This window comes from Metabacillus sp. FJAT-52054, from assembly GCF_037201815.1.
GTDB lineage: Bacteria > Bacillota > Bacilli > Bacillales > Bacillaceae > Metabacillus_B > Metabacillus_B sediminis.
Genome location: NZ_CP147407.1, coordinates 1,320,500 through 1,347,195 on the forward strand (window position 1 = coordinate 1,320,500; position 26,696 = coordinate 1,347,195).

At 44.6% G+C, this 26,696-nt stretch carries 28 protein-coding genes, 1 tRNA gene, 1 pseudogene and 1 riboswitch; of the genes and pseudogenes, 18 read left to right on the forward strand and 12 right to left on the reverse strand.

All coding sequences use genetic code 11. From position 1 onward, the window contains the following. Positions 1 to 174: 174 nt before the first annotated feature. Together WCV65_RS06995 and WCV65_RS07000 are read left to right on the forward strand one after the other, a co-directional pair. Positions 175 to 495: a DUF4183 domain-containing protein gene (locus WCV65_RS06995; RefSeq protein WP_338781138.1), complete on the forward strand. Its 321-nt coding sequence runs from the start codon at positions 175 to 177 to the stop codon at positions 493 to 495. A 15-nt stretch (positions 496 to 510) separates the two neighbouring features. After that, positions 511 to 930, forward strand: a complete 420-nt coding sequence (locus WCV65_RS07000) for a DUF4183 domain-containing protein (RefSeq protein ID WP_035409193.1) — start codon at positions 511 to 513, stop codon at positions 928 to 930. Between the two features lie 40 nt (positions 931 to 970). Here the strand turns inward: WCV65_RS07000 and WCV65_RS07005 are convergent, their stop codons facing one another. After that, the gene (locus tag WCV65_RS07005) at positions 971 to 1,111 is read right to left on the reverse strand and encodes a hypothetical protein (RefSeq protein WP_197491619.1); all 141 of its coding nucleotides are present in this window, start codon (positions 1,109 to 1,111) and stop codon (positions 971 to 973) included. A gap of 4 nt (positions 1,112 to 1,115) precedes the next feature. Continuing rightward, positions 1,116 to 2,339 carry an MFS transporter gene (locus tag WCV65_RS07010; protein WP_338781141.1) on the reverse strand — a complete coding sequence of 408 codons (1,224 nt, stop codon included), beginning with the start codon at positions 2,337 to 2,339 and terminating at the stop codon, positions 1,116 to 1,118. A 66-nt stretch (positions 2,340 to 2,405) separates the two neighbouring features. Between WCV65_RS07010 and WCV65_RS07015 the strand changes: the two genes are divergently transcribed. Continuing rightward, on the forward strand, positions 2,406 to 2,549 hold the full coding sequence (locus WCV65_RS07015) for a hypothetical protein (protein WP_338781143.1): 144 nt from the start codon (positions 2,406 to 2,408) through the stop codon (positions 2,547 to 2,549). A gap of 35 nt (positions 2,550 to 2,584) precedes the next feature. On the opposite strand, the gene WCV65_RS07020 is transcribed toward WCV65_RS07015, so the two are convergent. Next, complete coding sequence (locus WCV65_RS07020) at positions 2,585 to 3,124, reverse strand: hypothetical protein (protein ID WP_338781144.1); 540 nt, start codon at positions 3,122 to 3,124, stop codon at positions 2,585 to 2,587. A gap of 25 nt (positions 3,125 to 3,149) precedes the next feature. Next, positions 3,150 to 3,785, reverse strand: coding sequence for a DsbA family oxidoreductase (locus WCV65_RS07025; protein WP_338781146.1), 636 nt, complete (start codon positions 3,783 to 3,785; stop codon positions 3,150 to 3,152). Positions 3,786 to 3,930: 145 nt separating this feature from the next. Here WCV65_RS07025 and WCV65_RS07030 point away from each other — a divergent pair. Together WCV65_RS07030 and WCV65_RS07035 are read left to right on the forward strand one after the other, a co-directional pair. Next, positions 3,931 to 4,002: transfer RNA gene (locus tag WCV65_RS07030), tRNA-Val, on the forward strand. Positions 4,003 to 4,087: 85 nt separating this feature from the next. Beyond that, on the forward strand, positions 4,088 to 4,639 hold the full coding sequence (locus tag WCV65_RS07035; RefSeq protein WP_338781148.1) for a hypothetical protein: 552 nt from the start codon (positions 4,088 to 4,090) through the stop codon (positions 4,637 to 4,639). 213 nt (positions 4,640 to 4,852) lie between these two features. On the opposite strand, the gene WCV65_RS07040 is transcribed toward WCV65_RS07035, so the two are convergent. From WCV65_RS07040 to WCV65_RS07050, 3 genes are all read right to left on the reverse strand, one after another. Beyond that, positions 4,853 to 6,352 carry an FAD-dependent monooxygenase gene (locus tag WCV65_RS07040; protein WP_338781150.1) on the reverse strand — a complete coding sequence of 500 codons (1,500 nt, stop codon included), beginning with the start codon at positions 6,350 to 6,352 and terminating at the stop codon, positions 4,853 to 4,855. A 56-nt stretch (positions 6,353 to 6,408) separates the two neighbouring features. Further along, positions 6,409 to 6,774 carry a DUF202 domain-containing protein gene (locus WCV65_RS07045; RefSeq protein ID WP_338781152.1) on the reverse strand — a complete coding sequence of 122 codons (366 nt, stop codon included), beginning with the start codon at positions 6,772 to 6,774 and terminating at the stop codon, positions 6,409 to 6,411. Between the two features lie 87 nt (positions 6,775 to 6,861). After that, a complete protein-coding gene (locus tag WCV65_RS07050) occupies positions 6,862 to 9,216 on the reverse strand; it encodes a M14 family zinc carboxypeptidase (RefSeq protein ID WP_338781154.1) in 2,355 nt (784 codons plus the stop codon). 82 nt (positions 9,217 to 9,298) lie between these two features. After that, positions 9,299 to 9,405: riboswitch (SAM riboswitch) on the reverse strand. Between the two features lie 493 nt (positions 9,406 to 9,898). On the opposite strand from WCV65_RS07050, the gene WCV65_RS07055 reads away from it, so the two are divergent. Together WCV65_RS07055 and WCV65_RS07060 are read left to right on the forward strand one after the other, a co-directional pair. Continuing rightward, positions 9,899 to 10,447 carry a GNAT family N-acetyltransferase gene (locus tag WCV65_RS07055; protein WP_338781156.1) on the forward strand — a complete coding sequence of 183 codons (549 nt, stop codon included), beginning with the start codon at positions 9,899 to 9,901 and terminating at the stop codon, positions 10,445 to 10,447. A gap of 26 nt (positions 10,448 to 10,473) precedes the next feature. After that, entirely contained in the window at positions 10,474 to 11,403 is a 930-nt protein-coding gene (locus WCV65_RS07060) for a GNAT family N-acetyltransferase (protein ID WP_338781158.1), read from the forward strand. Positions 11,404 to 11,729: 326 nt separating this feature from the next. Here WCV65_RS07060 and WCV65_RS07065 read toward each other — a convergent pair whose 3' ends face one another. Continuing rightward, positions 11,730 to 12,611, reverse strand: coding sequence for a LysR family transcriptional regulator (locus WCV65_RS07065; protein ID WP_338781160.1), 882 nt, complete (start codon positions 12,609 to 12,611; stop codon positions 11,730 to 11,732). Positions 12,612 to 12,771: 160 nt separating this feature from the next. On the opposite strand from WCV65_RS07065, the gene hpaI reads away from it, so the two are divergent. Genes hpaI through WCV65_RS07100 form a run of 7 tightly spaced genes read left to right on the forward strand, consistent with a single transcriptional unit; the run spans position 12,772 to position 19,674 of the window. Continuing rightward, positions 12,772 to 13,698, forward strand: coding sequence for a 2,4-dihydroxyhept-2-ene-1,7-dioic acid aldolase (hpaI, locus tag WCV65_RS07070; protein ID WP_338781162.1), 927 nt, complete (start codon positions 12,772 to 12,774; stop codon positions 13,696 to 13,698). An 18-nt stretch (positions 13,699 to 13,716) separates the two neighbouring features. Further along, positions 13,717 to 15,228, forward strand: coding sequence for a 5-carboxymethyl-2-hydroxymuconate semialdehyde dehydrogenase (hpaE, locus tag WCV65_RS07075; protein ID WP_338781164.1), 1,512 nt, complete (start codon positions 13,717 to 13,719; stop codon positions 15,226 to 15,228). A 2-nt stretch (positions 15,229 to 15,230) separates the two neighbouring features. Next, on the forward strand, positions 15,231 to 16,706 hold the full coding sequence (gene hpaB, locus WCV65_RS07080) for a 4-hydroxyphenylacetate 3-monooxygenase, oxygenase component (RefSeq protein ID WP_338781166.1): 1,476 nt from the start codon (positions 15,231 to 15,233) through the stop codon (positions 16,704 to 16,706). Positions 16,707 to 16,721: 15 nt separating this feature from the next. Beyond that, positions 16,722 to 17,708, forward strand: a complete 987-nt coding sequence (gene hpaD, locus WCV65_RS07085) for a 3,4-dihydroxyphenylacetate 2,3-dioxygenase (RefSeq protein WP_338781168.1) — start codon at positions 16,722 to 16,724, stop codon at positions 17,706 to 17,708. 16 nt (positions 17,709 to 17,724) lie between these two features. After that, complete coding sequence (locus WCV65_RS07090; RefSeq protein WP_338781170.1) at positions 17,725 to 18,504, forward strand: fumarylacetoacetate hydrolase family protein; 780 nt, start codon at positions 17,725 to 17,727, stop codon at positions 18,502 to 18,504. Beyond that, entirely contained in the window at positions 18,501 to 19,316 is an 816-nt protein-coding gene (locus WCV65_RS07095) for a fumarylacetoacetate hydrolase family protein (RefSeq protein WP_338781172.1), read from the forward strand. The genes WCV65_RS07090 and WCV65_RS07095 overlap by 4 nt, the downstream gene beginning before the upstream one ends. Further along, positions 19,279 to 19,674, forward strand: a complete 396-nt coding sequence (locus WCV65_RS07100) for a 5-carboxymethyl-2-hydroxymuconate Delta-isomerase (protein WP_035409167.1) — start codon at positions 19,279 to 19,281, stop codon at positions 19,672 to 19,674. Before WCV65_RS07095 ends, WCV65_RS07100 begins: the two co-directional genes overlap by 38 nt. 20 nt (positions 19,675 to 19,694) lie before the next feature. Here WCV65_RS07100 and WCV65_RS07105 read toward each other — a convergent pair whose 3' ends face one another. Continuing rightward, a complete protein-coding gene (locus WCV65_RS07105; RefSeq protein WP_035409165.1) occupies positions 19,695 to 19,994 on the reverse strand; it encodes a DUF3243 domain-containing protein in 300 nt (99 codons plus the stop codon). A gap of 197 nt (positions 19,995 to 20,191) precedes the next feature. Between WCV65_RS07105 and WCV65_RS07110 the strand changes: the two genes are divergently transcribed. Together WCV65_RS07110 and WCV65_RS07115 are read left to right on the forward strand one after the other, a co-directional pair. Continuing rightward, the gene (locus WCV65_RS07110; protein WP_338781176.1) at positions 20,192 to 21,118 is read left to right on the forward strand and encodes an acetamidase/formamidase family protein; all 927 of its coding nucleotides are present in this window, start codon (positions 20,192 to 20,194) and stop codon (positions 21,116 to 21,118) included. A 28-nt stretch (positions 21,119 to 21,146) separates the two neighbouring features. Then, on the forward strand, positions 21,147 to 22,028 hold the full coding sequence (locus WCV65_RS07115) for an NAD-dependent epimerase/dehydratase family protein (protein ID WP_338781178.1): 882 nt from the start codon (positions 21,147 to 21,149) through the stop codon (positions 22,026 to 22,028). 14 nt (positions 22,029 to 22,042) lie between these two features. Here WCV65_RS07115 and WCV65_RS07120 read toward each other — a convergent pair whose 3' ends face one another. After that, positions 22,043 to 22,474: a universal stress protein gene (locus WCV65_RS07120; protein ID WP_338781180.1), complete on the reverse strand. Its 432-nt coding sequence runs from the start codon at positions 22,472 to 22,474 to the stop codon at positions 22,043 to 22,045. Positions 22,475 to 22,569: 95 nt separating this feature from the next. Between WCV65_RS07120 and WCV65_RS07125 the strand changes: the two are divergent. Together WCV65_RS07125 and WCV65_RS07130 are read left to right on the forward strand one after the other, a co-directional pair. Next, positions 22,570 to 23,008 (forward strand): annotated as a pseudogene (locus tag WCV65_RS07125) (DinB family protein). Positions 23,009 to 23,321: 313 nt separating this feature from the next. Further along, complete coding sequence (locus tag WCV65_RS07130) at positions 23,322 to 24,521, forward strand: tetracycline resistance MFS efflux pump (RefSeq protein ID WP_035409157.1); 1,200 nt, start codon at positions 23,322 to 23,324, stop codon at positions 24,519 to 24,521. A 193-nt stretch (positions 24,522 to 24,714) separates the two neighbouring features. Here the strand turns inward: WCV65_RS07130 and WCV65_RS07135 are convergent, their stop codons facing one another. Both WCV65_RS07135 and WCV65_RS07140 read right to left on the reverse strand, forming a co-directional pair. After that, positions 24,715 to 25,203, reverse strand: coding sequence for a hypothetical protein (locus WCV65_RS07135; RefSeq protein WP_338781183.1), 489 nt, complete (start codon positions 25,201 to 25,203; stop codon positions 24,715 to 24,717). 9 nt (positions 25,204 to 25,212) lie between these two features. Beyond that, positions 25,213 to 26,679 carry an FAD-binding oxidoreductase gene (locus WCV65_RS07140; RefSeq protein WP_231889958.1) on the reverse strand — a complete coding sequence of 489 codons (1,467 nt, stop codon included), beginning with the start codon at positions 26,677 to 26,679 and terminating at the stop codon, positions 25,213 to 25,215. Positions 26,680 to 26,696 lie beyond the last annotated feature (17 nt).

The following is a 26,696-nucleotide window of genomic DNA, read 5'->3' on the forward strand; positions in this document are numbered from 1 at the left end:
AAAGATATATCTTAATAATGTATCATTCGTCGCCCTCTCTATTATTTTTGTATGGGTAATTATACCATTTGCTTGCCGGAATAGTTTATTCAGCAGGTTCGACGTAAGAACCCTTTTATTCAATGGAAAATAAAATAGCAGCAGATAGAAAAACGCTGAAGGGGGAGAGAAGGGTTGAATCCGCCGCTGACCATGATTCCTAAGATTGCTTCCGGCTTCATTCGCAAAAGGCTGCCAAGAAAGACGGAGGTTCTTGCTTACTATGCACTCTCCAATGGGAAGAGCCTGCATTACACAAATGCAGATGCGCTGCTCCCATACAGCAATACAGAGATTCTCGACCCAAAAGATGTTTCCTATCTGAATGTCTTTATTAATGCTGTTCTGCAGCCGGAGCATAATTATGAAGTTCAAAAAGGCCTCTTAACGCTCAAAACACGAGATGTTCCTCTAGATGGGACAGCCATTATTATTCAGTTTGTCAAACTTCATTAAGAAAGAAGGATTTAGATGCCAGCTGAATTGATTAAACTCGTCCTTTCTGCTTCCAATACGGTAAGCGGGGATGTAAATGTGAGCACGGTTACAGATGTTGCTCCGATCGCTTCCCGGTATGCAGCCAACGTGACGGCCCTTATGATTTTAGGCGGCAATACTACCATCCCTGCGACATCGTTTCGGGATGACAATGGGAATAGCTTGGCCGCAGGCGGACTGCCGGTTCCAAATACAGAAACGGTGGTAAATGTCTACGTAAATGGGGTTCTGCAGCAGGGGGGCCTCTCTACATTATCAGCGAACAATCTACTCATCCGTGCATCCATTCTGCTCGGAGCACCAGTCGTGCTGGAGTACCTGAATTTCAGCAATGTTACGTCTGCCTCTACTGCAACAAATACGCTTGCGGTGGATACAGTAATTGATACGTAATGATGAAAAGGGAAAACCGCGGTTACGATCACCGCGGTTTTTACATTTTTTCCTTCTTGTTTATTTCCTCCAGCACGGAGATGATTTTGTCATTTTGTTCAATGATTTCTTTGTTTTGCTGTCTTAATTTGGTGAAATCATATAAGAATACAATCAGAATAATCGTGATTAAAAATGTCATGTTCTCACCTCACATCACTTTTATTAAGCTGCTTTCCCAGTTGGGGCATGTGTGAAAAAGGCTTCATTGCCGCTGTGAACAGGAGCAGGGAGAGGAGCACCATAACACCTGCCCCCGAAATAATCACGATTCTCAAAGGAAACCAATCCCCAGCAAGTCCAATTCCAGATACAAAAATCACTTGAATGAGCGAGATCACCATGCCTAGCGCACTTCCGACCCGTCCCATGATGTCTGCCGGAACGTGATCCTGATAAAACGTCCAGATCCCGGTGTTCGCAAACGCCATAAAGAAGGCGAGAATAAAAAAGCCGATGGCCGCCATTAAAAACGTGGAAGAGAGGGAATATACGAGATATCCTCCAGCAATCATCAAGCCTCCGCAGCCGATTAGAAAGGATGGGGACAGTTTTTTTACAGCTAACCGGTTAAAAAAGGATCCGATTAGTAATCCTATCCCGGAAATACTGACAAGCAGACCATAGGCACTGTCAGAAAGCTTCAGGATTTCCCGGGAAAACACGACTTCCTGTGAATCGAGAGCGGCCGCCATCATCATAAGTCCGTTAAAGAGGAGATACACACTCATGACGTACCGTGCTGATTTCATATAACCTATGACCATCCGCCAGTCATCTGCGTAAACGGAAAAAGAAATTCTCTTTTCAGGAGGATGTCCGGCCGTTCCGAGATGAGGCAATAGGAAAAGAAGAAGCGCAGAAATGATAAAAGTAAAAGAGTTAGCGAAAAAGGCAAATTCCGGCTGTCCGGTTATGAACAGCAGTCCGGCAAGAGCCGGGCCGAGTATAAATGAACCGGACCATGCGAGGCTTTTATATGAATTAAAAACTTGCCGATATTTAGAAGGAATCAGTCTGGAAGAGTAAGCTGCTGCAGCAGGATCATAAACCGCATCTACCATGCAAATGAGAAAGACTAGCACATAAATGATGGGAAGGGTAGGAGCGGCTAAAATAAGCAGTACAAGCAACGCTCTCATGAAATCCAGCCCAATCATTAGATTTCTCTGAGAATACCTGTCTATTAAGCTGCCTGCCCAAAATGAAGTCAGGATACCTGCAAGAGGACGTATTATGTATACTCCGGCGACAGCGGCAGCAGAACCCGTCATGCTGTAAACCATCATGTTCAGGGGGATGAAATAGATCCAGTCTCCGAGATTGGAGATGCCGGTTGAGGTTAAGAAAAGTGCTGCTTTTCTATTCATTCCAACGCCCCTTAAAAGGATATTTTATCCACCTTATACCATAGAAAGATAGTAAGCAAGGGTAAAATGAAAAAAACTGACAGTCCATCTTTTGCAGCAGGCTATGAATCAGTACAAGAGCCGGAAATCAATGGGGATGCACCCGATAAGCGGGCAGGAATATTGGATCCCTGCGGCAATACATGGTGGATTGCCATACAGGTGAAATAAAAACGGACTTCCATATCAAGAAGTCCGTCTTTTTTCTAATTCAATTCCATAAAGTCATACACATCTCCGCCGTCAAATCCGGCTCCAAGAATTACACCATCCGGAAAAAGCTCCGCATGCTTCGATACGAACTCCTTAACAAAAATGATCATCGTCGCCGCACCCAAAAATAAACCAGCAGGGAGATGGTCCTCTAATAGCTGATAAATTGGCTTATATACCGGAAAATAAGGTTCGACTGACAGCGGTGCATAATCCTTTGCCAACGCCCAGTCGCCCTCCTCATCCCATTCTTCCGCACCTGCCACATACAAACTGATCGTGTCAGCTGTCTCAAAGAGCGAAAAGGTTATCGCTTCTAAAGAAGCAGGAGGTTTTTTTTCTGTGAGAAGATCTGTCAGCCATCCTTCAAATTCCTGAAAACTCACATCAAACTCGTTCTCGATTTCCGTGAGATGGCTTTTAATCCCAAGCTTCCCTGAACGAGTCACAATCCATTGCTTGCCGTCCTGTATACCAGCCACCTCATCAATGGCATCATATATAGCGTCCGTAAAAGCCTCTGTTTTAGCCATTTTAAATCACTCCCTATTAAAAAGTTCAGCAGCCTTCAGGTCCGCAAGAGGCTCCCTCGATCATACCGCCGTTCGCCTCATCCTCAATTACCTGTTCAATTGATTCCTTTGAATGAAGACCCTGAAGCTTTTGGTTCCCAATTATAAAGGTCGGAACCGCTTGAACTTCAGCTTTTCTTGCCAGATTCAATGCCTCTTTGTGATCCTGTACATACGTGCCGCCAGTGATCGCATCCTGAAAAGCGGCTCCATTTAAGCCAAGCTCCCGGACAATCCCTGTCAGAACGGTTACATCTCCAATGTTTTGCCCCTCCTGCCAATAAGCCTTAAACACCGCATCCACATAAGCCTGACCCACACCATGCTCCTTTGCAAACTGATAGCCCTGATGCGCAAGATGCGTATGCGGCACAGGATCCAAATCCATCGGAAGCTCCATCTCAACCCCAAACCGCTGTGCCAGCGGCTGAACCGACTGCTTATACGCCTGCTGAATATAATCGCTATTCGGAGACATCCCCTCCATCGGATAAGGACGAAGCTCAAACGGCATAAACTCTACCTCGACATCCTTTCCTTCCACCGCCTGCCGAAGCGGCTCCTCTCCAATAAAACAGAAAGGGCATACAAAATCTGAAAACACCTGAATCTTAACCGTCATCTAAAGTTCCTCCTCGTTATTGATAGACTCATTGTAGCAAAAGGGCTCAGAGAAGACGATTTATTTGGATAAGTTATTGACAGGGCAGGGGCGGAGAAATATAATAGAGAAAGTCAGCTGAAGGGCGGGCACAATTACATATCGCGATCTGGTAGTTCAGTGGGAGAACATCACGTTGACAGCGTGGGGGTCGGGGGTTCGAATCCCTCCCAGATCATATGGAAATGGAGTTGCTTTTTTGAAGCAGCTCTATTTTTATTTTAAACTCTAAAAAACAATGCCCTTAAAAAGTTGGTGCGGATATGATTGATAAGAAATATGAATTATTTAAAGCATTTCCAGCTGAACTAGAAGAAGATGTCAGCAAAGTGTTAAGTGTGCTTGAAGCAACTAATAAGTTACGCTTTTCTCACTGCTTCAAGGTTAATTTTAGGGGATCTAAGTTATTTATTCCTGAACGAATTTACTATAATGAGCCATATCTATCGTCTTACAGTTTATTAACTGACAGACAGCAAGCAATATTAAATTGCCTGTTTACAAGGCATGAAAATGGTTTTATTAGAGAGAATCATGTTAGAAAAATGATGGATCAAACAAGTACCTATAATTGGAATGTTCCTTATTTAATCCGGCTTACAGGAGAATATGTATTAGAAATCCTAGAAGTGATAAAAGATAATATAAATCATCTTGATAAGCGGGAGATAAAGTCTTTCATTTCAGAAAATAAAAGATTCTACAATACAATAGAAAGTCAAGTCGTGAGTTACTGGGATTGTTATTATCGAAGTAAATATCCAGAGAAAAGAGATTATGTGGGCTTTAAAATCATTCATTATTTCAATTCCTGATAAAACCACCTGCCATGTACCATGCCATTTAAGGTTGATCAATTAGTGTTACCCTTTATACTTGAAAATATAGAAAAATTTGGATTTATACGTCAGCATCACCAGGAGAGAAGGGTTTAATCAGAATCAAAATAGGAAAGACCACCCTAATCGCCGCCACAGCTCAAAGGGTGGTCTAACTTGTTGTCTATAACGTGTTGTTTAAATCAACACTTACTTCAATATAAAATTCCGTACCTCCTGATCCCGACCTTTTCCAAAAGCAAACCCCACATGTCCATCCGGCCTTACCCAATAAACCGCATCCTTTTCAAATCCAGCCTTCGCCATCTCAAAATTCCACTCAAACTCTATCAGCTCAATATCTTTTTCAACGGCAAATTCCCGCAGATTTCGGCTTGCCTCCCCGTACACATGTATCTGCCATTCCATCGACTTCAGGGGTTCATAGTTATCCCCGCTTTCTGTCTTGATCCATGGCAGCCTGTCCCCGCCATGGATGTTTCCTGCTTTACCATCGCTTATCTTACTGCCTCTGTAATGAATACGGGTTTGTGAGAGCAGGTTAAACGCTCTTTTACGTGCATTCGATACCTTAAGCAGAGATGGTATAACAATAGGGAAGAGCACCTTTCGGATCAGCTTGCTTTGAATGCCTCTGCCGACGAGTGGCCGGAAGGCCCGGTCGGTAGTGGAAACGAGCAGCCGTGCGAAAGCGATCCGTTCGGTTTCGTACGTGTCTAAAATATCCGGATCTGCTTTTCCTTGCAGGACGGCGGCGAGCTTCCAGGAGAGATTGACGGCGTCGCCAATTCCGGTGTTCATTCCCTGACCGCCAGCGGGACTGTGTATATGGCCGGCATCTCCTGCGATAAATGCTCTGCCTTTACGGAAGTGCTCACTGACGCGATGATGAACCCGATAGGTAGAGAACCAATTCACATCGAGAATAGATAAACCAACTTGTTTTTCGGCGATAGGCCGTAGGTTTTCAAAGGAAAGATCCTGTGAATTTCTCATTTCTTTCGGTACAATTCCAACGACTCTCCTCATCCCGGTTGTCCGGACAGGGATAAACGCACAAAATCCGCCTTGATCAATAAACATGTAAAATCCGTCTTTTTCAATCCCGTCATCGGCTGCTTTTACATCCGCTACATAAAACAGCTCTTCATATGTCCCGCCGGGGAAGTTGAAGTTCAGGGTTTTCCGGACCGTGCTGTGGGCTCCGTCGCAGCCGCATATGTAGTCAAAACGAGCACATTCTGTCTGCCCGTTTTTGCGGATGACGGCCTCCACCTCATCTCCATGGTCCGTAAAGGAGAGGAGCTCTGTTTCCCATTCCACTTCAATGCCTTGCTCTTGCAGTTTCTTAACTAAAAATTGTTCGTGAACATCCTGAGCGAGACTAAGGATAAACGGATAAGGGCTTAAACCTTCTCCTAAATCAGCCAGCTCCAACTCAGCCTTTTCCTGTCCGTTTTCAAGAAGGTGGACGGATTTCATTTTGATTCCTAGTTGAATGACCTCATTAGCAAAGCCCAGCTGATGGTAAAATTCCAGTGTCCTCGCATGAACGACAAGAGCGCGGGAGGATTCACCAGGTCCTTTGTTTTGATCAATAATCCGGAACGAAATCCCGTGCTTGGCCAGACGAAGGGCGAGCACCAGACCGGTTGGGCCAGCGCCTGTAATTAATACTTGAGCAGACATAACGTTTCCCCCTTAATGAACTAAATAAAAACATGATCCTCCTGCAACGATTAGAGCTAAAAGATTAAAAAGAAATAAAGGGAAAAAATCAAAATAATGACGACAAGCAAAGCGGAAACCCACGTGACAATATGGCGTGATGGACGGAAGGTCTGCTCATCAATTTGCTTTGTTTTTTTCCGATAATCGAATGTAGAAAACAGGATGAGTGAAAACCCGCAAATGATGGAGAAAACACCGATGACAATGGTCAATGTGTTCGCTTCCGGGGAGGCTTTGTCCATAAAGCTGAAGTGAAGGTTGGTGATTAAAAACCCAATCCCTATGATGGCGATGGCCGTTCTCACCCAGGCGAGATACGTCCGTTCATTTGCCAGATGCTGCTGGATGTATTTTGAACTGATGGTTTTTTCTTTTTCCATTGAATCTCCTCTATGTTTGCCGTTTTACCCGTATTCTATCATATTATTCCATTAAAAAGAGCACCGGCATCCGATGCTCTCTCCTGTCTATTCTTTCTCAAATACGGCATTTGAAATCAGCCTGAATAAATAATCCGTATGGTTTCTAAAGCCTGCTTCAATGCCGAATAATGTAACCGGCTTGTCTTTTTCCTGCACGATGACTGGCTGGCCTTTAGCCGGTGAGCGGTCTTTCCAGTGGCCGGCGGTAAAGAAGGAGTCATTGTTCACAAAAGTGGCGGCAATGTTTGTGCCCTCTGTGCTGGAATACCACACGGGTCCGTATACGAAACCGGCATCGTTCCTGCTGTATCCGGCTGTAAGAGGGGATGGGAGATAATCGACTTTTACAATTCCGTTGCTGCTGGAAAAGCCTTTATTGATATCCACTTCCGTTAATCCTGCAGCTTTTGCTGCCTGGGAACCTCCTGCTCCGATTGCGATAAAATGGCCATCCTGTTCAACAAACTGCTTGATTTGTCCGTTAAACTTTTTCAATTCCTCGTCATCCGTTAAACCAAATTCTTTATTTGCTTCGCTGAGCTTATAAGAAGTCAGGCTGGCGCTTCCGCTGTAAATAAAGGTATCAAAGCCGTTTAATCCATTATTGGCTACATCTCTCGGATGAACTTCCGACACTTGAAATCCAAGTCGTTCGAGGGCGAGCTTTGTACCTGAATGAGACTGAACTTTGCCCATGCCGCCATCCTTTAAAATGGCAACCCGATGGTTTTTTAGCGGGATTGCTTCTTTAGGGACTGCTTTTGTCCGTAAAGTTAATCCGGAAACCTGAACCGCTCTCTGAATCGCTTTCCCTTTTTCCTCAGCGTAAAAATTTCCTTCGTTATCTTTTTTGACGGAAACTCCCTGATCAATGAGAGAGTTAACAAGGCGGACTGCATTTACAGATGTATTTGGAATCGAGTAGGGTCCTTTGCCAATCAGCTTTCCGCGGACACTTTCCGCCCGAACTTCTTTTGTTTGGACGGTCAAATCTTCTTTACTTTGGATGGCATCAAAGCCCCAAAGTTCAGAGAGATTCCAGGCGGAAATATCATACATGGCATCAATTTCGTTTGTAATATCCTCTCCGTCCCATAGAAGAGCGTTAGCCAGACCTGCCTTTGGCTGGTTAAGATCGATAATATAGGTCCCTTTTTCATAGCGCTTTCCATCTGCGCGAAATGGTTTAGCCGCTCGCTCCACTTTTACATCATTTTTAAGTAAATGATGGACCACCTTTTGCACAGCGCTGTTATCTTTTTTATTTTCCGGGATGATGTAGCTGTCAGGATAGAAGCCATCTTTATTGTTTGGATGCTCACCCTTTACTCCGCGGTCAAACACTTCAAGCTGGTCTTGAAGCATGGCCTGCTTATTCTGTAAAGCAAATTTAAGGGCACCATTCACAGCATCAACCTGCCATTTCACACCATCCCAATCATTCGTTGGTGCTTCCAATGTATAGCCAAGGCCCCCATGAAGCATGGCATAAGCCGGAGTGTAAATGGGAGGATAGACATCCCAGCCGGATTTTGAATCTCGTAATGGGATGTGAGTGCCTTCCAGTTTTTTGTACAATTCGTTCTCGTAGTTGTCTTTTTCGCTGACAATATTCGATTCCATCGCTTCTGCCTGCTGATTCATCCACTTATAAAGCAAATCGTATTCATAATTCGGGTTATGAGGGGGTGTACCCGGAAGAATCAATCCAGGATGATTTGCTTCTCCTCGCTGTCTGACATATCCGTGAAGGTCAAGAAGAACGAGTGGGTTAAGCTGGGCGATTTGCTTAACTGCCGCCTGCGTTTCAGGCTGGGACTGGGTCACGAAATCACGGTTCAGATCAATCCCGTTTCCATTAAAGTGGGTAGCATCGACACGTCCGTCAGGATTCGCGTCTACATTGATAATCAGGGTGAAGTTCTTCAAAATCTCCCTTGTTTCCTGATCGTTCTTAAATCCATACCGTTCAATTAACCGGAGTGCTGCATCTGTACCGACAAATTCGGTTCCATGAATAGATGCGTGAATTAAAATCGGGGGCTTAATATCCGGATTTGCTTTCAGGTAGCGCTGCGCTTTTTCCGGATTTTCTCTCATGAGCTTCCGTAATCCCTTGTACTTAAGTTCACTTTCCTTAGACTTGCTGTCAGAAATAGTGACCGTGTATAAATTTTTGCCGGTGGAAGATTTTCCTGTAATGTCCAATTGAACACGGCTGCTTTGCTTTTCAAAGGACTCTAATTTCCCTTTAAGAGCATCATACGTTATGTAGTCATATTGTTCTGAATTGAAAAGACTCTGCTTTCTTTCGGTCTCCCCGGCCAGTGCTTGGGCGGGAAGTAGGCTTCCCAATAAACTTGCGCTCAGTAAAACGGATAAAATCGGCTTTTTCTTCATTTCTTTCCTCCTAAAGGTTTTTCAACACAGAAAAGCCTCTTTCCGGATAAGAAAGAGGCTTTGCACACAAAGGGATCCCTCTCTCTTATCTGTCAGCGTAAACGCTGCAAGAATTAGCACCGTATTGACCATGGTCAACCGGTTGCCGGGCTTCATAGGGCTTGTCCCTCCGCCTGCTCTTGATAAAAGAGTTTTCGTATTGAATTAGTTTGTATTATAGAGGATTTTAACAGCGCGTCAATATGAAAATAGGAAAATGATTCTTTGTGTTTAGAAGGAAATGGTAAAATAGGAATGAGGTATGGAGATAGGAAGATTAAATGAACACAATCTTTAGTTTTATTTTACCTATCTTCTTAATTATGATTTTTATCTAGGTAACATTGGAAATTTCAGTGAAATATCGTTTTCTTCCGGCTTTGATCCTTCTTGGAGCAGGAATTCTTGTCTTTCTGCTGCCGTTTTTTCTGGATGCATAAGGATAAGTGCTGGTCATATCCAGCATGTACTTTTCTTATGCTTTTTTATTTGGAGTAATCGTAAATGGAATGACGGCTTTAATCATTAGAAAAAGCTGAAATAGTATAGAGTTGCCCCTTACCAAAGAAAATATTGCCCGATTAATCGTAACTCCCTTAATATGGATAGAGAAGATGTGAACAAATCAAGATAGGAGAATCCCGTGAAGAATAAGAATCGAACATTTAAAGTGAAGGACCTTGAATATTCAATCAGGTCTGCCGTAAATAGTGACGCAAGGATGCTGTCCAAAGTAAGAGCCCGCATTGATGGAGAAACAGAAAATTTAGACAGGGAGGAGGGAGAGGGATTTATTGATGAAACAGGCTTTGAACGGCTGATTAAGACTGATACGGAAATGCCGAGCCATTTGTTTTTAGTTGCCGAAGTGGATGGAGAAATTGTGGGATTTTCGAGGTGTGAAGGAAATCAATTGAAAAGATCCTCGCATAAAGCAGAATTTGGAGTGGGCGTACTGAAGGATTTCTGGGGGTATGGGATTGGCGTGAATCTATTAAAAGAATCGATTACCTGGGCAGACTCCATTGGAATAAAGAAAATGAATTTAAAGGTACTGGAAACGAATGACCGGGCGATAAAGATTTATAGCAGACTGGGATTTGAAACAGAAGGTATTTTAAAAAAGGATAAGCTTTTATCAGACGGCAAATTCTACAGCACTATTCTCATGGGCAGATGGAATGAATCATAATACATAATAGGGAGATTAAGAGAAATATGTTCAACATAACGATAAAAAGAGCTTCCTTATCGGACGCTGAAACCCTGACAAGCATCATGAAGGAAACCTTTAATGAAGAAGCAAAGAAATGGCTTTGTGAAGAGGATGAAATCATAGATTACAATATCCAGCCGCCAGGATATCAGTCCATTCATATGACGGAGTACAGTATTCGGGAGTTAGTCTATTACAAAATCCTCGAAGATGAAAAGATAGCAGGCGGATTGATTATGACACTCGCAGGCAATTTGCACGCGAGAATCGACCGTATTTTTGTAAGCCCTTCCTTACAGGTGAGAGGGATTGGATCGATTGCGCTTAAATTGGCAGAAGAGGCGTACCCGAAGGTCACTTCCTGGGAGCTGGAAACGTCCAGCAGGCAGCTGAATAATCATTATTTTTATGAAAAAGCAGGTTTTAATAGAGTGTATGAATCCGAAGATGAGTTTTGCTATGAGAAGCGGACAAATACGAATGATGAAACCGAAAAAGTACAAAATCGTGATCTCTCAGGCACTCAATATGAAAGCTGCGGGATGGACGAAAGCGACTTCTTTAAAGTGAATATAGCCGGCAGCTCCATCAGCAACAGCAATGTGATGAACAGCCATTTCAGCAATTGCAATCTGAGCCAGTCCAAGTTTCAAAATATTAATTTCAGAAACAGTCTGCTGGCTGATTTGAATTTATCCGGCAGTCGGATCGACCATGTAACGATGGGCGGGGTTCAGTTTAAGGATACGTGCCTTGATGAGAATCAGCCGTCTGTCACATTTGAACGGTGCGACCTTACAGGCAGCCGATTTGTGGAGTGCAATCTGCAAGAGGTGGAGATTCAGCAAAGTGATTTGTCAGGGATGCGGATTAACGGGGTTTCAGTGAAGGAATTGTTTGATGTGTATGAGAGGAATGTAAAACACACCTGATTTTGGGTGTGTTTTTTTATTATTGTGCACTGACCCCCGCTTCTCTAACGCACTAAATCTCCGTCCCCGATCACTGCAAGCTCTTGTTCTCCGTATCTTTAGCGAAGTCTTCCTTTGTCCCCCGATGCGGTGCTGTGTTGGGGGTCAGTGCAATGCACTGACCCCCATTTCTCTACCGCACTAAATCTCCGTCCCCGATCACTGCCAGCTCTTGCCCTCCGTATCTTTAGCGAAGTCTTCCTCTGTCCCCCGATACGGTGCTGTGTTGGGGGTCAGTGCAAACCAAGAGTTTTCAGACAGGGATATTAGACCAGGCGCCACCCCGCTCAGTTCCCCCCCTCCCCCAAAAACGTCTCCCGAAACCGCACCGCTTTCTTCGATAAATACCGGTCCTTCAGCCAAATCAGCGCACAGTCTGATAGAAGTTCACTGTTTCTTATAGGAACAGCCTTCAGTCCGCTATTTGGAAAGGATCGGAGTGTGGACTCGGGCAGAATGGCAACGCCGACGCCTTCTCTGACGAGTGCCATCAGCATCGCTGCATCAGGGCATTGGCAAACGATGGCCGGTTTTAAACCGTGCTTTTGAAACGCGTTCACTACTAACTCAAACAGCCCGATTCCGCTGACCCGGTGAAGCAGCATAAGCGGCAGCTCGGAAAGATCCGCCATATCAATGGTGCTGTTCATTTCCAAGTGCTCAGGTACGATTGCAGCGAAAGGATCTTTGGAGAGTGGGAGGCAGTCAAAATCGTTCAGGTCAAGAGGGAGGCGGACTAGAGCCAGTTCAATGCTTCGGTTTCGCACATCCTCTGCCAGCCGGTAGGAATCTCCTTCATGCAGTCTGAACGAGACGTTCGGATACTGTTCCCGAAAAAAGCGAATCCGCTCGGGGATATAGGAGAAGCCAGTTTTTACACAGCCGATGGAAAGCAGGCCGGATAAGCCTTCACCTGCCTCTTTCACCTCGGATACAGCGGCTTCCATTTGGAGCAGAAGTGAGTTGGCCCGTTCGTAAAGAATGGTTCCGGCTTCGGTCAGTTCCATTTTTTTGCCGTTCCTTTCCATCAGTAAAACACCGAGTTCTTCCTCGAGCGACTTTAGCTGGTAGCTTAGCGGAGGCTGGGCCATGTGCAGTTTTTTTGCAGCACGTGTCACTTGGCCTTCCTCTGCGATGGTACAGAAATACCGGAGCTGCTTTAGATCCAAACCACTCACCCTATCCATACTTTTTTTGTATCGATTCGCTATTTTTTATGTATTTTCCATATATGTTACCACATGGTAGATTGATTTTGTAAGCGTTTTCAGATAAATCTGAAAACAAATTGGTCCGGATGAAAGATTCCATACAAAGGAGAGAATGCATGTGACTGGATATGAGGATGTAAAAAAGAGATTAAGAGGATCCATCGCCCCGATTATTACACCGTTCCACGAGGATGGATCGATTGATTTTCAAACTCTTGAAAAACTGATTCATTGGCATATCGAGAGCGGCAGCCATGGAATTTCTGTGACGGGGACGACGGGTGAACCGAGTTCTTTGACTGTAGAGGAACGCGTTCAGGTGATGGGAATCGCAGCAAAGGCGGTCAACAAACAGGTTCCTTTCGTACCGGGAACGGGATCGGCAAATTATGAAGAAACGCTTTATTTAACGAAAAAGGCTCAGGAGCTTGGTGCGGATGCAGCGATGGTCATCGTGCCTTATTATAATAAGCCTTCCCAGCACGCTCTTTACAAATATTTTAAAGCGGTGGCTGAATCTGTAGAAATACCAGTCATCATCTACAATATTCCGGGCCGGACAGCGGTGAACCTGGAAGTGAAAACAATGGCCCGGCTGGCAAAAGAGGTGCCGAACATTATAGGAGCAAAGGAATCCAATAAGGATTTCGAACATGTGAACCGTGTGCTTTTAGAGTGCGGAAGAGATTTTCTCCTTTACTCAGGCATTGAATTGCTTTGCTATCCGATGCTTGCCATTGGTGGAGCCGGCTATATCAGTGCTACGGCAAACGTTGAGCCGAAAAAGGTGGCGGATGTATACAACGCCTGGAATGAAGGAGATATTACCCGCGCCATTAATCTGCATTATGAGCTGATGCCGCTGAATGATGTTTTGTTCAAAGACACAAATCCGGCACCACTCAAGGCTGCCCTTGGAATGATGCACAAAATTAAGCCGGTGCTCCGCATGCCGATGGATCTTCCGACAAAACAGCTACAGGATGAGATCCGGCAAGTACTGAAAATGTACGTAGAACTTCCCGAAGAGGCAGGAACGCTTTAAGAAAACAGGAGGGTAATTATGCAGACACAATCCAATAAGACGGCTGCAGAGCATAAATTTCTTCAGCCTGTTATGCAATATATAAACGGGGCATTTCTGAATTCGGATCAGACTTTTGAAAATATCAATCCGTATAAGAATGGCAGAATGAATGAAGTAGCAGAGGGACGGAAGGAGGAAATCGATCAAGCCGTCGCTTCTGCTAAACGTGCCTTTGTTCAGTGGGGCTCCATGAAAATAGAGAAACGGATGAAATTCATTGAGCGGATTGCCGCACTGATTGATGAGGAAATTGAGGAGATTGCCTACTTGGAATCGCTTGATACCGGCCTGCCCATCAGCCAGACAAGAAAAATGACGGCAAGGGCGGCGGAGAACTTCCGGTTTTATTCACGGATGGTTCAGACGAAGCTGCATGGAGAGTCGTATGCGGCAGACGATGAGTTTATAAATTACACCGTGTATAAGCCCCTTGGTCCTATCGGTCTAATTACACCGTGGAATGCACCGTTCATGCTGGAAACATGGAAGGTCGCACCGGCGCTTGCTACAGGAAATACCGTCATTTTGAAACCAGCAGAGCTTTCTCCGCTTACCGCCAATAAGCTTGCAGAGATTATTCATAAAGCAGAGCTTCCTCCAGGCGTTTTTAACGTCGTACATGGATTTGGAGAAACAACCGGGGCCGCGCTTGTCGCTCATCCTGATGTGAAGGCCATCTCGTTCACAGGGGAGACAAAGACCGGATCAATCATCATAAAAAATGCAGCCGACAGCCTGAAAAAAACGTCGATGGAGCTTGGCGGAAAGTCTCCTCTTATCGTTTTTGACGATGCGGACCAGGAAAGGGCGCTGGACGCGGCGGTTTGGGGAATTTTTTCTTTTAATGGAGAACGATGCACAGCGAACTCCCGCTTATTTTTGCAAAAGAACATTAAAGATTCTTTTATTGCAAAGCTGAAAGAGCGTGTTCAAAATCTTGTAGTCGGTGACCCGCTGGACACGGGGACTCAGCTTGGACCGCTTATTGATAAAGCGCATTGCCGCAAGGTACGCGATTACATTGATTTAGCAAAAGAAGAGGGCTGCACAATTTTCCAGGGGGAAATGCCGGAGGAGCTCAAAGCAGGAAATTTCGTGCCGCCAACCTTGCTTCTGAATGCACGAAATGATATGAGAGTGTGCCAGGAAGAGATCTTCGGGCCGGTCATGTCTGTGATTGAATTTGAGACAGAGGATGAGGCGGTTGAGCTTGCAAATGATGTTCCGTATGGCTTGGCAGGTTACGTATGGACAAATGATTTGAAGCGGGGACACCGGGTTGCACAAGCGGTAGAGGCAGGAATGCTCTGGGTAAATTCGCAAAATGTACGCGATCTGCGCATTCCTTTCGGAGGGATGAAATCAAGCGGGATTGGAAGAGAAGGAGGTCATTACGCGATGCTGGAGTTTTACTGCGAGCCAAAAGTTATTCACGTCGCACTCGGCGATCATCACATTCCGCAATTCGGAAAAAGAAAGGGGAGTTAAGCATGCCGGCAAAAACGGGAAAACAGTATATTGAACGCGTGGACAAAGCGCAGGCGGAAATCTGGATTGATGGGGAGCAGGTTAAAGGCAGCATCTCTGAGCATCCGGCTTTTAAAGGGGTGATGAAATCACAGGCTGAGCTATATGATATGCAGCATGATTCCGAAAAGAAGGATTATATGACATATGTGTCGCCATCAAGCGGAGAACGGGTTGGCACATCCTTTATGAAGCCTTCCACAAAGGAAGAGCTTGTGATGCGACGCCGAATGATGCAGGAGTGGGCCCGGTATAACGGGGGAATGATGGGGCGTTCGCCTGATTACATTAACGCTGGCCTTATGGCATATGGAGCGGCATCCGAAATGTTCGGCAGCCAGGATCCGATGTATGCAAAAAATATGCAGAATTACTATGAATACGCCCGCGAGAACGATCTATCTCTCACCCATACGCTCATCCAGCCGCAGGTCAACCGGGGAGTCAATGCGTCCCAGCTTCATGATCCGTTTATTGCAGCAAGAATAAAAGAGAAAACTCCGGATGGTGTTGTCATTAAAGGAGCAAGACTGCTTGCAACCCAAGGCGGGATTACCGATGAAATCATGGTTTTTCCTTCTACGCTGCTTAAGCAGACGGAGGAAGAAAATCCATATGCCTACGCATTTTGTATTCCAAACAACACGCCTGGACTGAAATTCATTTGCCGCGAATCATTTGACTATGGAAAAACAAGCTTCGACCATCCGCTTGGCTCACGTTTTGAGGAGATGGATACAATCGTCGTTTTTGATGATGTCGTCGTTCCATGGGACAGAGTCTTTTCCCTCGGCGATGTGTCGGTGTGCAATCAGGCATATAACGAAAGCAGCGCCGTCGTTCATATGACGCATCAGGTTGTAGCAAAAAATATTGCGAAAACGGAGTTCGTTCTCGGCATTTTGCAGCTCATGGCTGAGACGATCAACATTGGACAGTATCAGCATATTCAGGAAAAAATATCGGAGGTCATCATTGCTCTTGAGACGATGAAAGCATATGTTACGGCATCAGAGGCCAATGCGAAGCCCGACCGCTGGGGAACGATGACGCCGGATTTCGCTCCCCTGAACGCAGCGCGCAATTATTTTCCGAAAATTTATCCGCGGTTCACAGAAATTATGCAGCTTATGGGAGCAAGCGGGCTGATGGCTCTTCCTTCTCAAGCAGATTTCCAATCGGCAATCCGTCCTGACCTGGATAAATACCTGCAGTCTGCAACCGGTGATGCAGAAAGCCGCGTCAAGCTGTACCGCCTTGCATGGGACGTTTGCATGAGCTCATTCGGCTCAAGGCAAACGCTGTACGAGCGCTTTTTCTTCGGCGATCCGGTCCGGATGGCAAGCGCGCTCTACACCGGATATGACAAGCAGGAGCATGTCGACCGGGTAAAAGCATTCCTGGACCGATCAGATGAACTGATCAAAAATAATGGATGAAAAGAGGGATCGTCATTGACGGACTTTAACATTATTCGAGTTGCCAGAACGGTTTTGAATGTAAAGGACCTCGACCGTTCCCGGAAGTTTTATGTGGACGCACTTGGATTCATTGAGACAGAGCGGACTGATGAGGCCATTTACTTAAGAGGCTTGGAAGAGCATACCCACCATAGCCTTGTCCTGAAAAAATCTGAACAGTACAGTGTTCATGCTCTTGGATACAAGGTGGCGTCGAATGAAGACCTGGATCGCCTTCAGGCATTGTTCCAATCGAAAGGGCTGAAAACAAAATGGATGGAGGAAGGCACCCAGCATGCACTTGGAAGAGCCCTTCTTGTTCATGATATTTCCGGCATGCCGCTCGAATTTTTCTGCAAAATGGATGCGGCTGAGAGAATGCTGCAGCGGTACGATCTTTATAAAGGAGCGAGAATACAGCGCATCGACCACGTTAACTGCAGTGTTCCGGATGTGGAAAAAGCGTATAGCTTCTTTGTAAATGAACTCGGGTTTGCGTGCTCGGAATATACCGCGACCGATCAGGACCGGATTTGGGCAGCATGGCTGCACCGCAAGCAAACGGTTCATGACCAGGCTTTTATGAATGGGGAGGGACCTTGTCTCCATCACATTGGCTTTTGGCTGCCGGATCCGATGGCGATTATTCATTGCTGTGATGTCCTGGCTTCTCTTGGGTATGCTGCAAGCATCGAACGCGGTCCGGGGCGCCACGGATTATCGAACGCCTTCTTCCTATACTTAAGGGATCCTGATGGATACCGCATTGAGCTGTACAGTGGAGACTATTTAACAAGCGATCCGGATTTCAAGCCGATCCGCTGGGATTTAAACGACCCGAGACGCCAAACGTTCTGGGGAACGAAAGCACCGGACAGCTGGTTTAATGAGACGGCTCCGTTTTTGGATATCGAGACGGGGGATCCGGTTGGAACTGCTCCTCCGACGCTTGAGCAGAAAAAGCCTGAGTTTATCATTTAATCTGGGAGGAAACCCAATGAAAACAGCGATAGTAAAAATCCCAGGAACCTCCCGAATCGAAAAGGTGGAGGTTCAGGGAGAGGAGTTTATTTACAACGGAAGCTCCTATTTTACCAATCAGCTAATCCTGGAAGCCCCTATTTCCGGTACCGTTTATGGAACCGAGCTGAACTTTCGGGGAGAATTGGAGCAGCTTGGTGATTCCTTATACAAGCCTCCCTACAAAAAACCTCCGGCCGCACCCGTCCTATACATTAAGCCGGCGAACACCATCTCTGGCCACGGCATGCTGATTCCGCTTCCGGAAGGGGCAGAGGAATTACAGGCTGGTGCTGCTCTGGGAATTGTCATTGGCAAAAAAGCGGTCCGGTTAAAGGAAGAGGAAGCCCTCGAATATGTCGCAGGATATACAGTGGTGAATGATGTAAGTATTCCATATTCGAGTGTATACCGGCCTGCCATTATGCAAAAATGCAGGGATGGTTTTTGCCCGGCAGGTCCTTGGATTACGATTCGTGAAGATGTGAAAAATCCGGATGCACTTTCGATTCGAGTTTTTGTCAATGGAGTTCTGCAGCAGGAAACGACGACGGCGAACCTGATCCGTCCCGTTTCAAAGCTGATTGCTGATGTGACGGAATTCATGACGCTGGACGAAGGAGACATCCTGCTTGCAGGGGTTCCTGAAAACCCTCCTCGGATGAAAGAAGGAGACATTGTCAAAATTTCCATAGAAAGTGTAGGTTCGCTGCAGAACCGAGTGGCAAAAGAAGAGGAATGGATGGTGCAGCTATGAAAAGAGCGAGGGTAGCCTATGCAGGAGCCGTTCATGAAGCCGTGGAAACAAATGGTCAGGTAAAATTGGATGACGGACGTTTGGTCCAAGAAAATGAAGTTGTATGGCTTCCTCCAGTCAACCCCCGTACCGTATTTGCCCTCGGACTGAATTATGCCGATCATGCGAAGGAGCTTGACTTTCAAGCGCCTGCCGAGCCGCTTGTCTTTTTAAAGGGGCCTAATGCATTCGTCGGCCACCGCGGGCAGTCGAGACGGCCGGCAGGAGTTGAATACATGCATTATGAATGTGAGCTGGCTGTTGTAATCGGGAAAAAGGCGCGGCACGTAAAGCGTGAGGAAGCGTATCAGTATGTGAAGGGATATACGATTGCCAATGACTACGCCATTCGTGATTATCTCGAAAACTACTTCCGGCCGAATTTGCGTGTGAAAAACCGGGATGGCTGCACACCAATCGGGCCATGGCTGACGGATGCGGCAGATATTGCGGATCCTATGAATCTGGCACTCCGCACATTTGTAAACGGGAAGCTGACGCAGGAAGGAAATACAAGGGATATGGTGTTTGGTATACGGGACTTGATCGAATACCTCAGCCGGTTTATGACCTTGGAAGAAAACGATATCATTCTCACTGGAACCCCGGAAGGACTTTCGGATACTGCTGCAGAGGACATCGTTGTAACTGAAATTGAAGGAATAGGAAGACTGGAAAACACGGTTGTCAGCGATGAAGTATTTGGCATCCAAGAGGTAAAAAAGGAGGAGTCCCATGCCTCACATCGTGGTCGAATACACGAAGAACATTAAGGATCAGGCGGACATTCCAGCGCTTTTGAAAAAAATAAACGGCATCCTCCTATTAAGAAGCGACCTCTTTCCAAAAGGAGGGATCCGTTCCAGAGCAATTGAGCTTCAGGACTACTTGATTGCAGATGGTCAAGAAGATGATGCTTTTGTTCATATTTCATTGAAAATAGGTGCTGGGCGGTCGGATGAAGACAAAAAGGAAGTCTGTGAAAAGCTATTCGAAATGGTGAAACATCATTTTCAGCTGCTGTTTTCATCACGATATCTGGCCCTGTCGATGGAACTCGCAGAATTCAGTGAAGCGGGGACCTATAAGCATAATAATATCCATGAGCGCTTTAAAAAAGCACCCCGGTAGATTTCAGGGGTGCTTGACTGTTATTTTACGAGTTTCACTAGCATGTGAGCCAGTGCGTGCTGCTGTTCCTTGTCTCCCACTTTCCATAACTCATTCAATAAGTATTCTTCTGAATTACGAGGCTCTTCATGCTTCGCTAAGTAATCAGCCACTTTCTCCGCTGCTTTTGCAAGCTGTTCTTCACCTAAACCAAGCTTTTCACCTTTGCTTACCTTATCAGACAGATAACTCTTGAACGTTTCAAAGTCTTGTAAAATACGATCTTTTTTCTCGGAGTCCATTTGATCCACTTTTTCATCAACATTATTAATGTTTGGCATATAAAAAACCTCCTTGAATTTGGTATATGTTACAATACCCGGTGTTCAAGTATGTAAACATATTAACTTTAAATATTTTCTTACAATGATTGTACAAAAATTATACGTAGAGCAATTTTGTTAAATATTTCAGAAAAGTTGAAATTTTCAGCTGTGATAAGTAGTCTGTAATTGTAGGAATGGAAGGGGTGAAGCAGATGAATAAAGTAGGGAAACAGCATTTAATATATGCTATGGGTCCAAACCGGGAACCTGTTCTTAGGGTGAAGACAGGAGAAAAAGTAGTTTTTGAGACGTGTGACTGTTTTGAAGATCAAATCACCTCCATGGATACTGCGTTTGATTCATTGAATTGGGACCGGATTAATCCGGCTACCGGACCGGTATTTGTAGAAGGAGCGGAGCCGGGGGATATTCTATCAGTCAAGATTGAGAAAATAACGATCGCAGACCATGGAGTAATGGTCACAGGACCGGAATTAGGTGTGCTGGGAGGGGAGCTTAATACCAATTCAATCCGAATTCTCCCTATCCGGAATAATTACGCTTATTTAAATGATTCTCTCAAGGTCCCAGTCAATAAAATGATTGGAGTTATTGGAACGGCTCCTGCCAGTGAAGAAATTTCCTGCGGAACACCTGATCTTCACGGCGGAAATATGGATTGCAAGGAAATCAAAGAAGGAGCCACTCTTTTGCTTCCTGTAAATGTGGAAGGCGGCTTGCTTGCACTCGGTGATCTTCATGGAGCGATGGCAGATGGGGAAGTGGCGGTGTGCGGCGTGGAAACAGCGGGAGAAGTAACCGTAACAATCCACGTTATTAAAGGTAAGAGACTGCCGCTGCCCATGCTGATAAATGATTCCGCCATTATGACCATTGCTTCTAAAAAAGAATTGGACGAAGCAGCTAATCAGGCAGTGAAAAATATGGCAGAGTTTTTAGTAGGCGAACTGAATTTCAAAAAGGATGAAGCCATATTCCTTTTATCACTCGCAGGAGATCTAAAGATCTGCCAGGTTGTTGATCCGAATAAAACCGCCAGAATGGAACTGCCATTGAGGTATGTTGAAGATAAATATGACTTACAGATTCTTTTAAATGGGCAGAAAATACTTAGCTAAAGCCAAGTAGAAGAAGGAGAAGTGTCAAATGAGAAAAATCCTTGTTCTCGGGGGAACAAACTATTTCGGAAAAAAATTGGTTCAGCGGTTACTAAAAAACGATGATCGTGTGACCCTTGCAACCAGGGAGTCACACGATGACGGATTTGGAATGCAAGTGGATCGATTGAAAATTGACAGGGAAGATAAACAATCCATGATGACCGCGTTCGAGGGCAAAAACTGGGATCTTGTTTATGATCAATCTTGTTTAGCTTCACAAGAAGCATGGGATGCAGCAAAAGCTCTTAAGGAAAAATGCAGCCGGTATATTTTCACGTCCACTCAAGCAGTTTATGAATTTGGAACCAATCATAGGGAAGAGAACTTTGACCCAATGTCTTTCACCTATCGGCTTAAGAAAAGGGCTGAATATCAAGGGTACGAAGGTTATCAGGAGGCCAAACGCGCAGCTGAAGCTGTTTTATTCCAGCAGGGGTACTTTAAAATAGCTGCTGTAAGAATGCCAATCGTTGTATCCCAAGATGATTATACGGAAAGGCTTAAATTTTATGTGGATAAAATCAAGCAGTCAAACCCTATTGTGATAGAGGATCCTAAGTTTCGATACAGTTTTATCCATGCTGAAGAGGCAGCTGAATTTCTATTCCAATTAGGAAACAGCGATTTCACAGGTTCAATTAACCCAGGATGCAGTGAAGATATTAGTTTAGATGAACTTGTCCAGAAAATTGGAAGGATTGTTGAGAGGAAACCACTTATTCAATCCAATCAAACGGGTGATAAAGGATCCCCTTACGCACTTCCAGGCTCCTGGTCTGTCCATACAGGGAAGGCAAAAAGCCTGGGCTTGAGCTTTTCAAAGCTTGATGAAGTATTGGATCCATTAATTCGTTCATTCCAAAAATAGGGATATAACATCTCTTATTTAACAATGTAAACCGGGCAAGATGATTTCTGAACGACATAATGACTGACGCTTCCTAAAAACAATTCCTTCAGTCCTGTAACGCCGCGGCTCCCCATAATAATGAGTTCGGCATCTTTCTGAATAGCATACTCAACAATTGATAAAGAAGGCGTTCCTATAAGAACAGCGGTTTTAATCGTGTTCGGCAGCTGGCTCAGGTTCCTTTTTGCTTCATCCAAATGCTCCCGGGCTTCGGCTAATAGATCGTCTCTAATTCCTTTTACAGAAAGGTGTTCAGAATATAATGGATGAGTTTCCACAACGGTGATAATGTTCAGTTCAATTCTCTCATCTGCCTGTGCTAGGGCTGCAGCTTTTGCCAGTGCTTTTTTGCTTGATTCAGAATGATCATACGGAACGACTATTATAGAAACAGCTGTAATCATCTGCATACCCCCAAGCCGTTTTTAAAAGGTCTTTTCCCTATGGAAAGTTTTGCAAAACGGATTCGGAAATTTTACTTATTAAGGAGCGGAAAAATATGAGTATGTTAAGAGATCAGTATGAGCTAGTAAAGCAGACAAGAGAGCGGCTGTTTGAGTTTTGTGAAGGATTGGATTCGAGTCACTATACACAGGAGCTAGAAGCATTCGGCTGGGGATCTATCAGGAACCTGCATGTTCATGTTGCGATGTGCTATCAAGCGTGGCTGAAAAGATTCGGGTTGAAACAGGAGCATGTAAATATTGAAGATGGACAAATAAAGAATGTTGAAGAGCCCTAATTGCTTGCTAAAAGGCAAGGTCTCCTGGCAGGAAGAAGAGGAAGAGCTGTCCGTTCTCTGGCTGCTGACTCATACGATGACGCATGAATTCCACCACAAAGGACAAATTGTGTCCATTGCACGTCATTTGGGCTACACTCCACCGGATACCGATCTTATTATTCCGGCAGATACCGAACCGTTAACTGCACAATAACTATGAGGCTTTGCCGGTTTAAAAATTTGATTTGCCCCAGAGAATAAGGTAATATAAAGTCTACAAATAATGGAAGGGTGACCCAATCGCCATGATCAGCTAATCCTATCTTAAATCATTCGTATAGGAGACGAATTCTTTTCTGGATAGGATCGGTGTGTCTATAATACATAAGCGAAAATTTCCATTTCTTCCGAAAGGGAGGACTGTTCGATTTTGCTTTGTGAGACCTGCTATCCGGATTGTGATAGCATTTTTTTTATTTTTGGGAGGAAGTTCATCAAGTTCATAACAGAAAGAAGGGATCAGCACCATGTCAGGAAATCAGCGAAAGCAGCTATTTATTTTGATGATCAACATGTTTATTGCCATCGGCAGCTTTGGTATCATCATCCCGATTTTGCCAGCTTATTTAAAATCAATTAATCAGGGAGGCATGGCTGCCGGTCTTATGATTGCCATTTTTGCCGGAGCACAGCTTGTTTTTTCTCCGATTGCAGGAAGATGGGCTGATCAGCACGGACGGAGAAAAATGATCGTATATGGCCTCGCGGGTCTTACTTTGTCCATGTTCATCTTTTACGCTACGGATTCGATTCTTTGGCTTTATGCCTCACGGGTGATCGGGGGAATCGGCGCAGCTCTGTTAATTCCGGCTATTTTTGCTTATATTGCTGATATTACCACTATTGAGCAGCGGGCAAAGGGAAACAGTTATATCTCAGCCGCCATGTCGCTGGGAATTGTAATTGGACCAGGAATTGGCGGATTTTTGGCAGACTATGGCCTTAAGGTGCCATTTCTCGTTTCAGCGATTGTCTCTCTGGCCGCTGTTATTTTTTCCGTTGTGGTTTTGAAAGAGAGCGAGTCCATTCAAGCCCCAGATCAGCAAATGGTCCATGCCGATACAGAGTCCATGCTGAAAAAGCTTGCTTTGTCTGTAAGAAAGCCATATTTCATTCCGCTGGTTATTACGTTAATAATGAGTTTTGGTCTAATGGCCTATGAATCGGTGCTCGGTCTTTTCGTTGATAATCAATTCGGAGCATCCCCGCAGGAGATTGCATTAATGATTACCTCGACAGGAATTATCAGTGTTATTGTTCAACTCTTTATCGTGGATCGAATCGTTCAGAAGTTCGGCGAACAAGTGGTTCTCAACATTTTCATAGGGGTAGCCGCTGCAGGATTCCTTTTTAGCCTTTTTGCAAAGGATTACGTACTTTTCTTCGGCATCACATTGCTCATTTTCCTGGCTACCTCCATTTTAAGACCTGTCCTTAACACGCTTATTTCAAAAATGGCTGGAAATGAACAAGGTTTTGCCATGGGCTTGAACAATTCTTATATGAGCATAGGGAATATTTTAGGACCAACGTTCGCGGGAGTCCTCTATGACGTCCAAATTCTCTATCCTTTTATGCTGGGGTTTGTCCTGCTGGTTATTACTCTTTTTATAACAATCGGCTGGCAAAAGCAGACGCAAAAAAAGTCGGTACCGGTTAAATCATAATTGGGAATAATGTGCAGGCGGCTCTGGAAGCCTGGACCCTTGTTTTGTGTCAATTCAGCATAACATTTAATAAATCATCATAAATCCACGAAAAGTCATTACAAAACGAAAAGAGTCAGCAAAGGGGCACAGCAGGTTTTCTGCAGTGCCCCTTTTGTTAGTCATATTTACGTTCTCCTTTTCGATAACGCCATTACCACCATCCGCTGATGAAAAGGAGAACTCCAAAAAGGATCAGAAAAATAGAGGGAGAGAAAATTTTTACAAACGAAAGCCCAATCATGATGATTCCCACCAGTAAATAGTGATGGACAGCATGTACCCGGTAGGAAGGCTTTTGAATATGCCATGCCCGGAAATACCCTTGCAGAAAGCCCAAACCGATTTGCATTAGAAGTGCTGCATATGGAAGCATTTCGACCGGGAAAACCATCCATCCTGCTGCTATATAGACCAGACCCATCCCACTATAAATGGCAGATATATAGGCAGATGAGTCCGGCTTTTTTACAGAATAAGTCCGGAATCCCCACGCGGCGGAAAAGGAAAACACCGCAAAAAGCCAGGCAAAAAGGGTAAAGCTCATCGAAACTTCTTTTAGCCAGATAATATAATAGGGGAAGATGACAACCTGCCCAACTGTTACGATAAGCGGAATCAGCCGCTGACTATTCTTTTCCATGGCAGCCCCTTAATCTTTCAGATAATGATTATAAAACAAATTGACAAAAACTTCGTTTGGATCAACCCTTTTTTTCTGCTCTTTAAATGCTTCCCATTCCGGATAGGCTCTCCTAAATTGATCTTTTGTTTGATAAGGGTAATAAGGAAGATAATATGTACCTCCAAATTTTAAGGTTGCTTCGGTCCATTTTTGAATCATATTCTCTGCGTGCTGCATTTGCTTGTCATTTACTCCATGCTGGATCAGGACGACCAATCCAAGCATGTCTTTTTTAGCATAGCGAAGATGTGTAAACGAATCTCTTTCTGTGAAACGGACGGTTATATTATGAACTTTAAAATCCTCGTGTTTGTCATTGGAGGGGAGGGTATTTTTCAGCTCATTTATATATTCCTCAAACGAATCAACTGGAACAAAAAACTCCTGCAGGACTTCAACCCTCCCTGGAACAGTGAATTCCATAAAATCAGATTCAGAACGCATGGCATTATTCCGAGTAACAGTATCCCCGTTAAAAGACCTGCTGAATTGTTTTTGGCTCTCCCAGAAAAAATCTTCAAGCCTCCCCCCGCTTCTTCCGAGATCGAGTGCAAACTTACTGAGTCTGACAGCACTTTCCCCTTTAAGCGGAGTGGAGTTATCCTTTTCTCCGGTCACATTGTAATCAATTGCATACATTTCATTTAAGAATGAACCAGGCGCCACACTAACTCTTGCATAGTGAAACCCGACTTTCTCGTTTTCTACTGCTTTATGAAAATATTCTTCGTATTCTTTTGTCTGGAGCTCTTTCGTATGCATGGAATAAACATCGTTATCAGTAAGCTCAAGCGTCACATCGGCAATCACTCCGAATAATCCATATCCTCCGAGCACTTCCTGCATCAATTGATCTCCACGCTTTAATTTCTTCACTTCTCCTGCTGGAGTAATCAGCGTCATCTCTTTCACAGTACCCGCCATAGAGCCATTTCTGATATCTCTGCCATGTGCGTTGACGGATAGGGATCCCCCAACGGTGAATATCGATTGTGATTGAGTTACTTTTAAGGCAAGTCCATATGGATTGATGGACTCTTGAATATCTCCCCATGAAGCCCCGGCCTCAACACGAACGGTTTTCTCCTGTTCATTGATTTCGAGAATCTTATTCATATTTTTCATGTCAAGTACTGTTCCGTTTTTATAATAGGTATGACCGCCCTGGGAGTGCTGGAGGCCGGCTATGGATATGTGCTTCCCGTGCTTATTTGAATCTTTTATTATTTTTTGCAGCTGCTCAATATTTTCGGATGGAATAACTTGTTCGATTTTCCCAGGAAGAAGGCCAGTGTAATCTGTAGCAAGCCCGCTTTGAGACAAACCGTATTTCCTTTTTTCAATCGGGATATTCCAAGCAGACATACTTGCAAAAATTATGACGAGGAGGGCTAGAAACCATGGTTTCTTTGTGATGCTTATCATTGTTTTCATAGTATCTCCTGATTTCT

Coding starts and splice junctions, on each gene's coding strand:
- WCV65_RS07000 (WP_035409193.1), top strand. CDS start 511: ATGCCAGCTGAATTGATTAAACTCGTCCTTTCTGCTTCCAATACGGTA.
- WCV65_RS07005 (WP_197491619.1), bottom strand. CDS start 1,111: ATGACATTTTTAATCACGATTATTCTGATTGTATTCTTATATGATTTC.
- WCV65_RS07010 (WP_338781141.1), bottom strand. CDS start 2,339: ATGAATAGAAAAGCAGCACTTTTCTTAACCTCAACCGGCATCTCCAAT.
- WCV65_RS07015 (WP_338781143.1), top strand. CDS start 2,406: ATGAAAAAAACTGACAGTCCATCTTTTGCAGCAGGCTATGAATCAGTA.
- WCV65_RS07020 (WP_338781144.1), bottom strand. CDS start 3,124: ATGGCTAAAACAGAGGCTTTTACGGACGCTATATATGATGCCATTGAT.
- WCV65_RS07025 (WP_338781146.1), bottom strand. CDS start 3,785: ATGACGGTTAAGATTCAGGTGTTTTCAGATTTTGTATGCCCTTTCTGT.
- WCV65_RS07035 (WP_338781148.1), top strand. CDS start 4,088: ATGATTGATAAGAAATATGAATTATTTAAAGCATTTCCAGCTGAACTA.
- WCV65_RS07040 (WP_338781150.1), bottom strand. CDS start 6,352: ATGTCTGCTCAAGTATTAATTACAGGCGCTGGCCCAACCGGTCTGGTG.
- WCV65_RS07045 (WP_338781152.1), bottom strand. CDS start 6,774: ATGGAAAAAGAAAAAACCATCAGTTCAAAATACATCCAGCAGCATCTG.
- WCV65_RS07050 (WP_338781154.1), bottom strand. CDS start 9,216: ATGAAGAAAAAGCCGATTTTATCCGTTTTACTGAGCGCAAGTTTATTG.
- WCV65_RS07060 (WP_338781158.1), top strand. CDS start 10,474: ATGTTCAACATAACGATAAAAAGAGCTTCCTTATCGGACGCTGAAACC.
- hpaE (WP_338781164.1), top strand. CDS start 13,717: ATGCAGACACAATCCAATAAGACGGCTGCAGAGCATAAATTTCTTCAG.
- hpaB (WP_338781166.1), top strand. CDS start 15,231: ATGCCGGCAAAAACGGGAAAACAGTATATTGAACGCGTGGACAAAGCG.
- WCV65_RS07090 (WP_338781170.1), top strand. CDS start 17,725: ATGAAAACAGCGATAGTAAAAATCCCAGGAACCTCCCGAATCGAAAAG.
- WCV65_RS07095 (WP_338781172.1), top strand. CDS start 18,501: ATGAAAAGAGCGAGGGTAGCCTATGCAGGAGCCGTTCATGAAGCCGTG.
- WCV65_RS07100 (WP_035409167.1), top strand. CDS start 19,279: ATGCCTCACATCGTGGTCGAATACACGAAGAACATTAAGGATCAGGCG.
- WCV65_RS07105 (WP_035409165.1), bottom strand. CDS start 19,994: ATGCCAAACATTAATAATGTTGATGAAAAAGTGGATCAAATGGACTCC.
- WCV65_RS07110 (WP_338781176.1), top strand. CDS start 20,192: ATGAATAAAGTAGGGAAACAGCATTTAATATATGCTATGGGTCCAAAC.
- WCV65_RS07115 (WP_338781178.1), top strand. CDS start 21,147: ATGAGAAAAATCCTTGTTCTCGGGGGAACAAACTATTTCGGAAAAAAA.
- WCV65_RS07120 (WP_338781180.1), bottom strand. CDS start 22,474: ATGATTACAGCTGTTTCTATAATAGTCGTTCCGTATGATCATTCTGAA.
- WCV65_RS07130 (WP_035409157.1), top strand. CDS start 23,322: ATGTCAGGAAATCAGCGAAAGCAGCTATTTATTTTGATGATCAACATG.
- WCV65_RS07135 (WP_338781183.1), bottom strand. CDS start 25,203: ATGGAAAAGAATAGTCAGCGGCTGATTCCGCTTATCGTAACAGTTGGG.
- WCV65_RS07140 (WP_231889958.1), bottom strand. CDS start 26,679: ATGAAAACAATGATAAGCATCACAAAGAAACCATGGTTTCTAGCCCTC.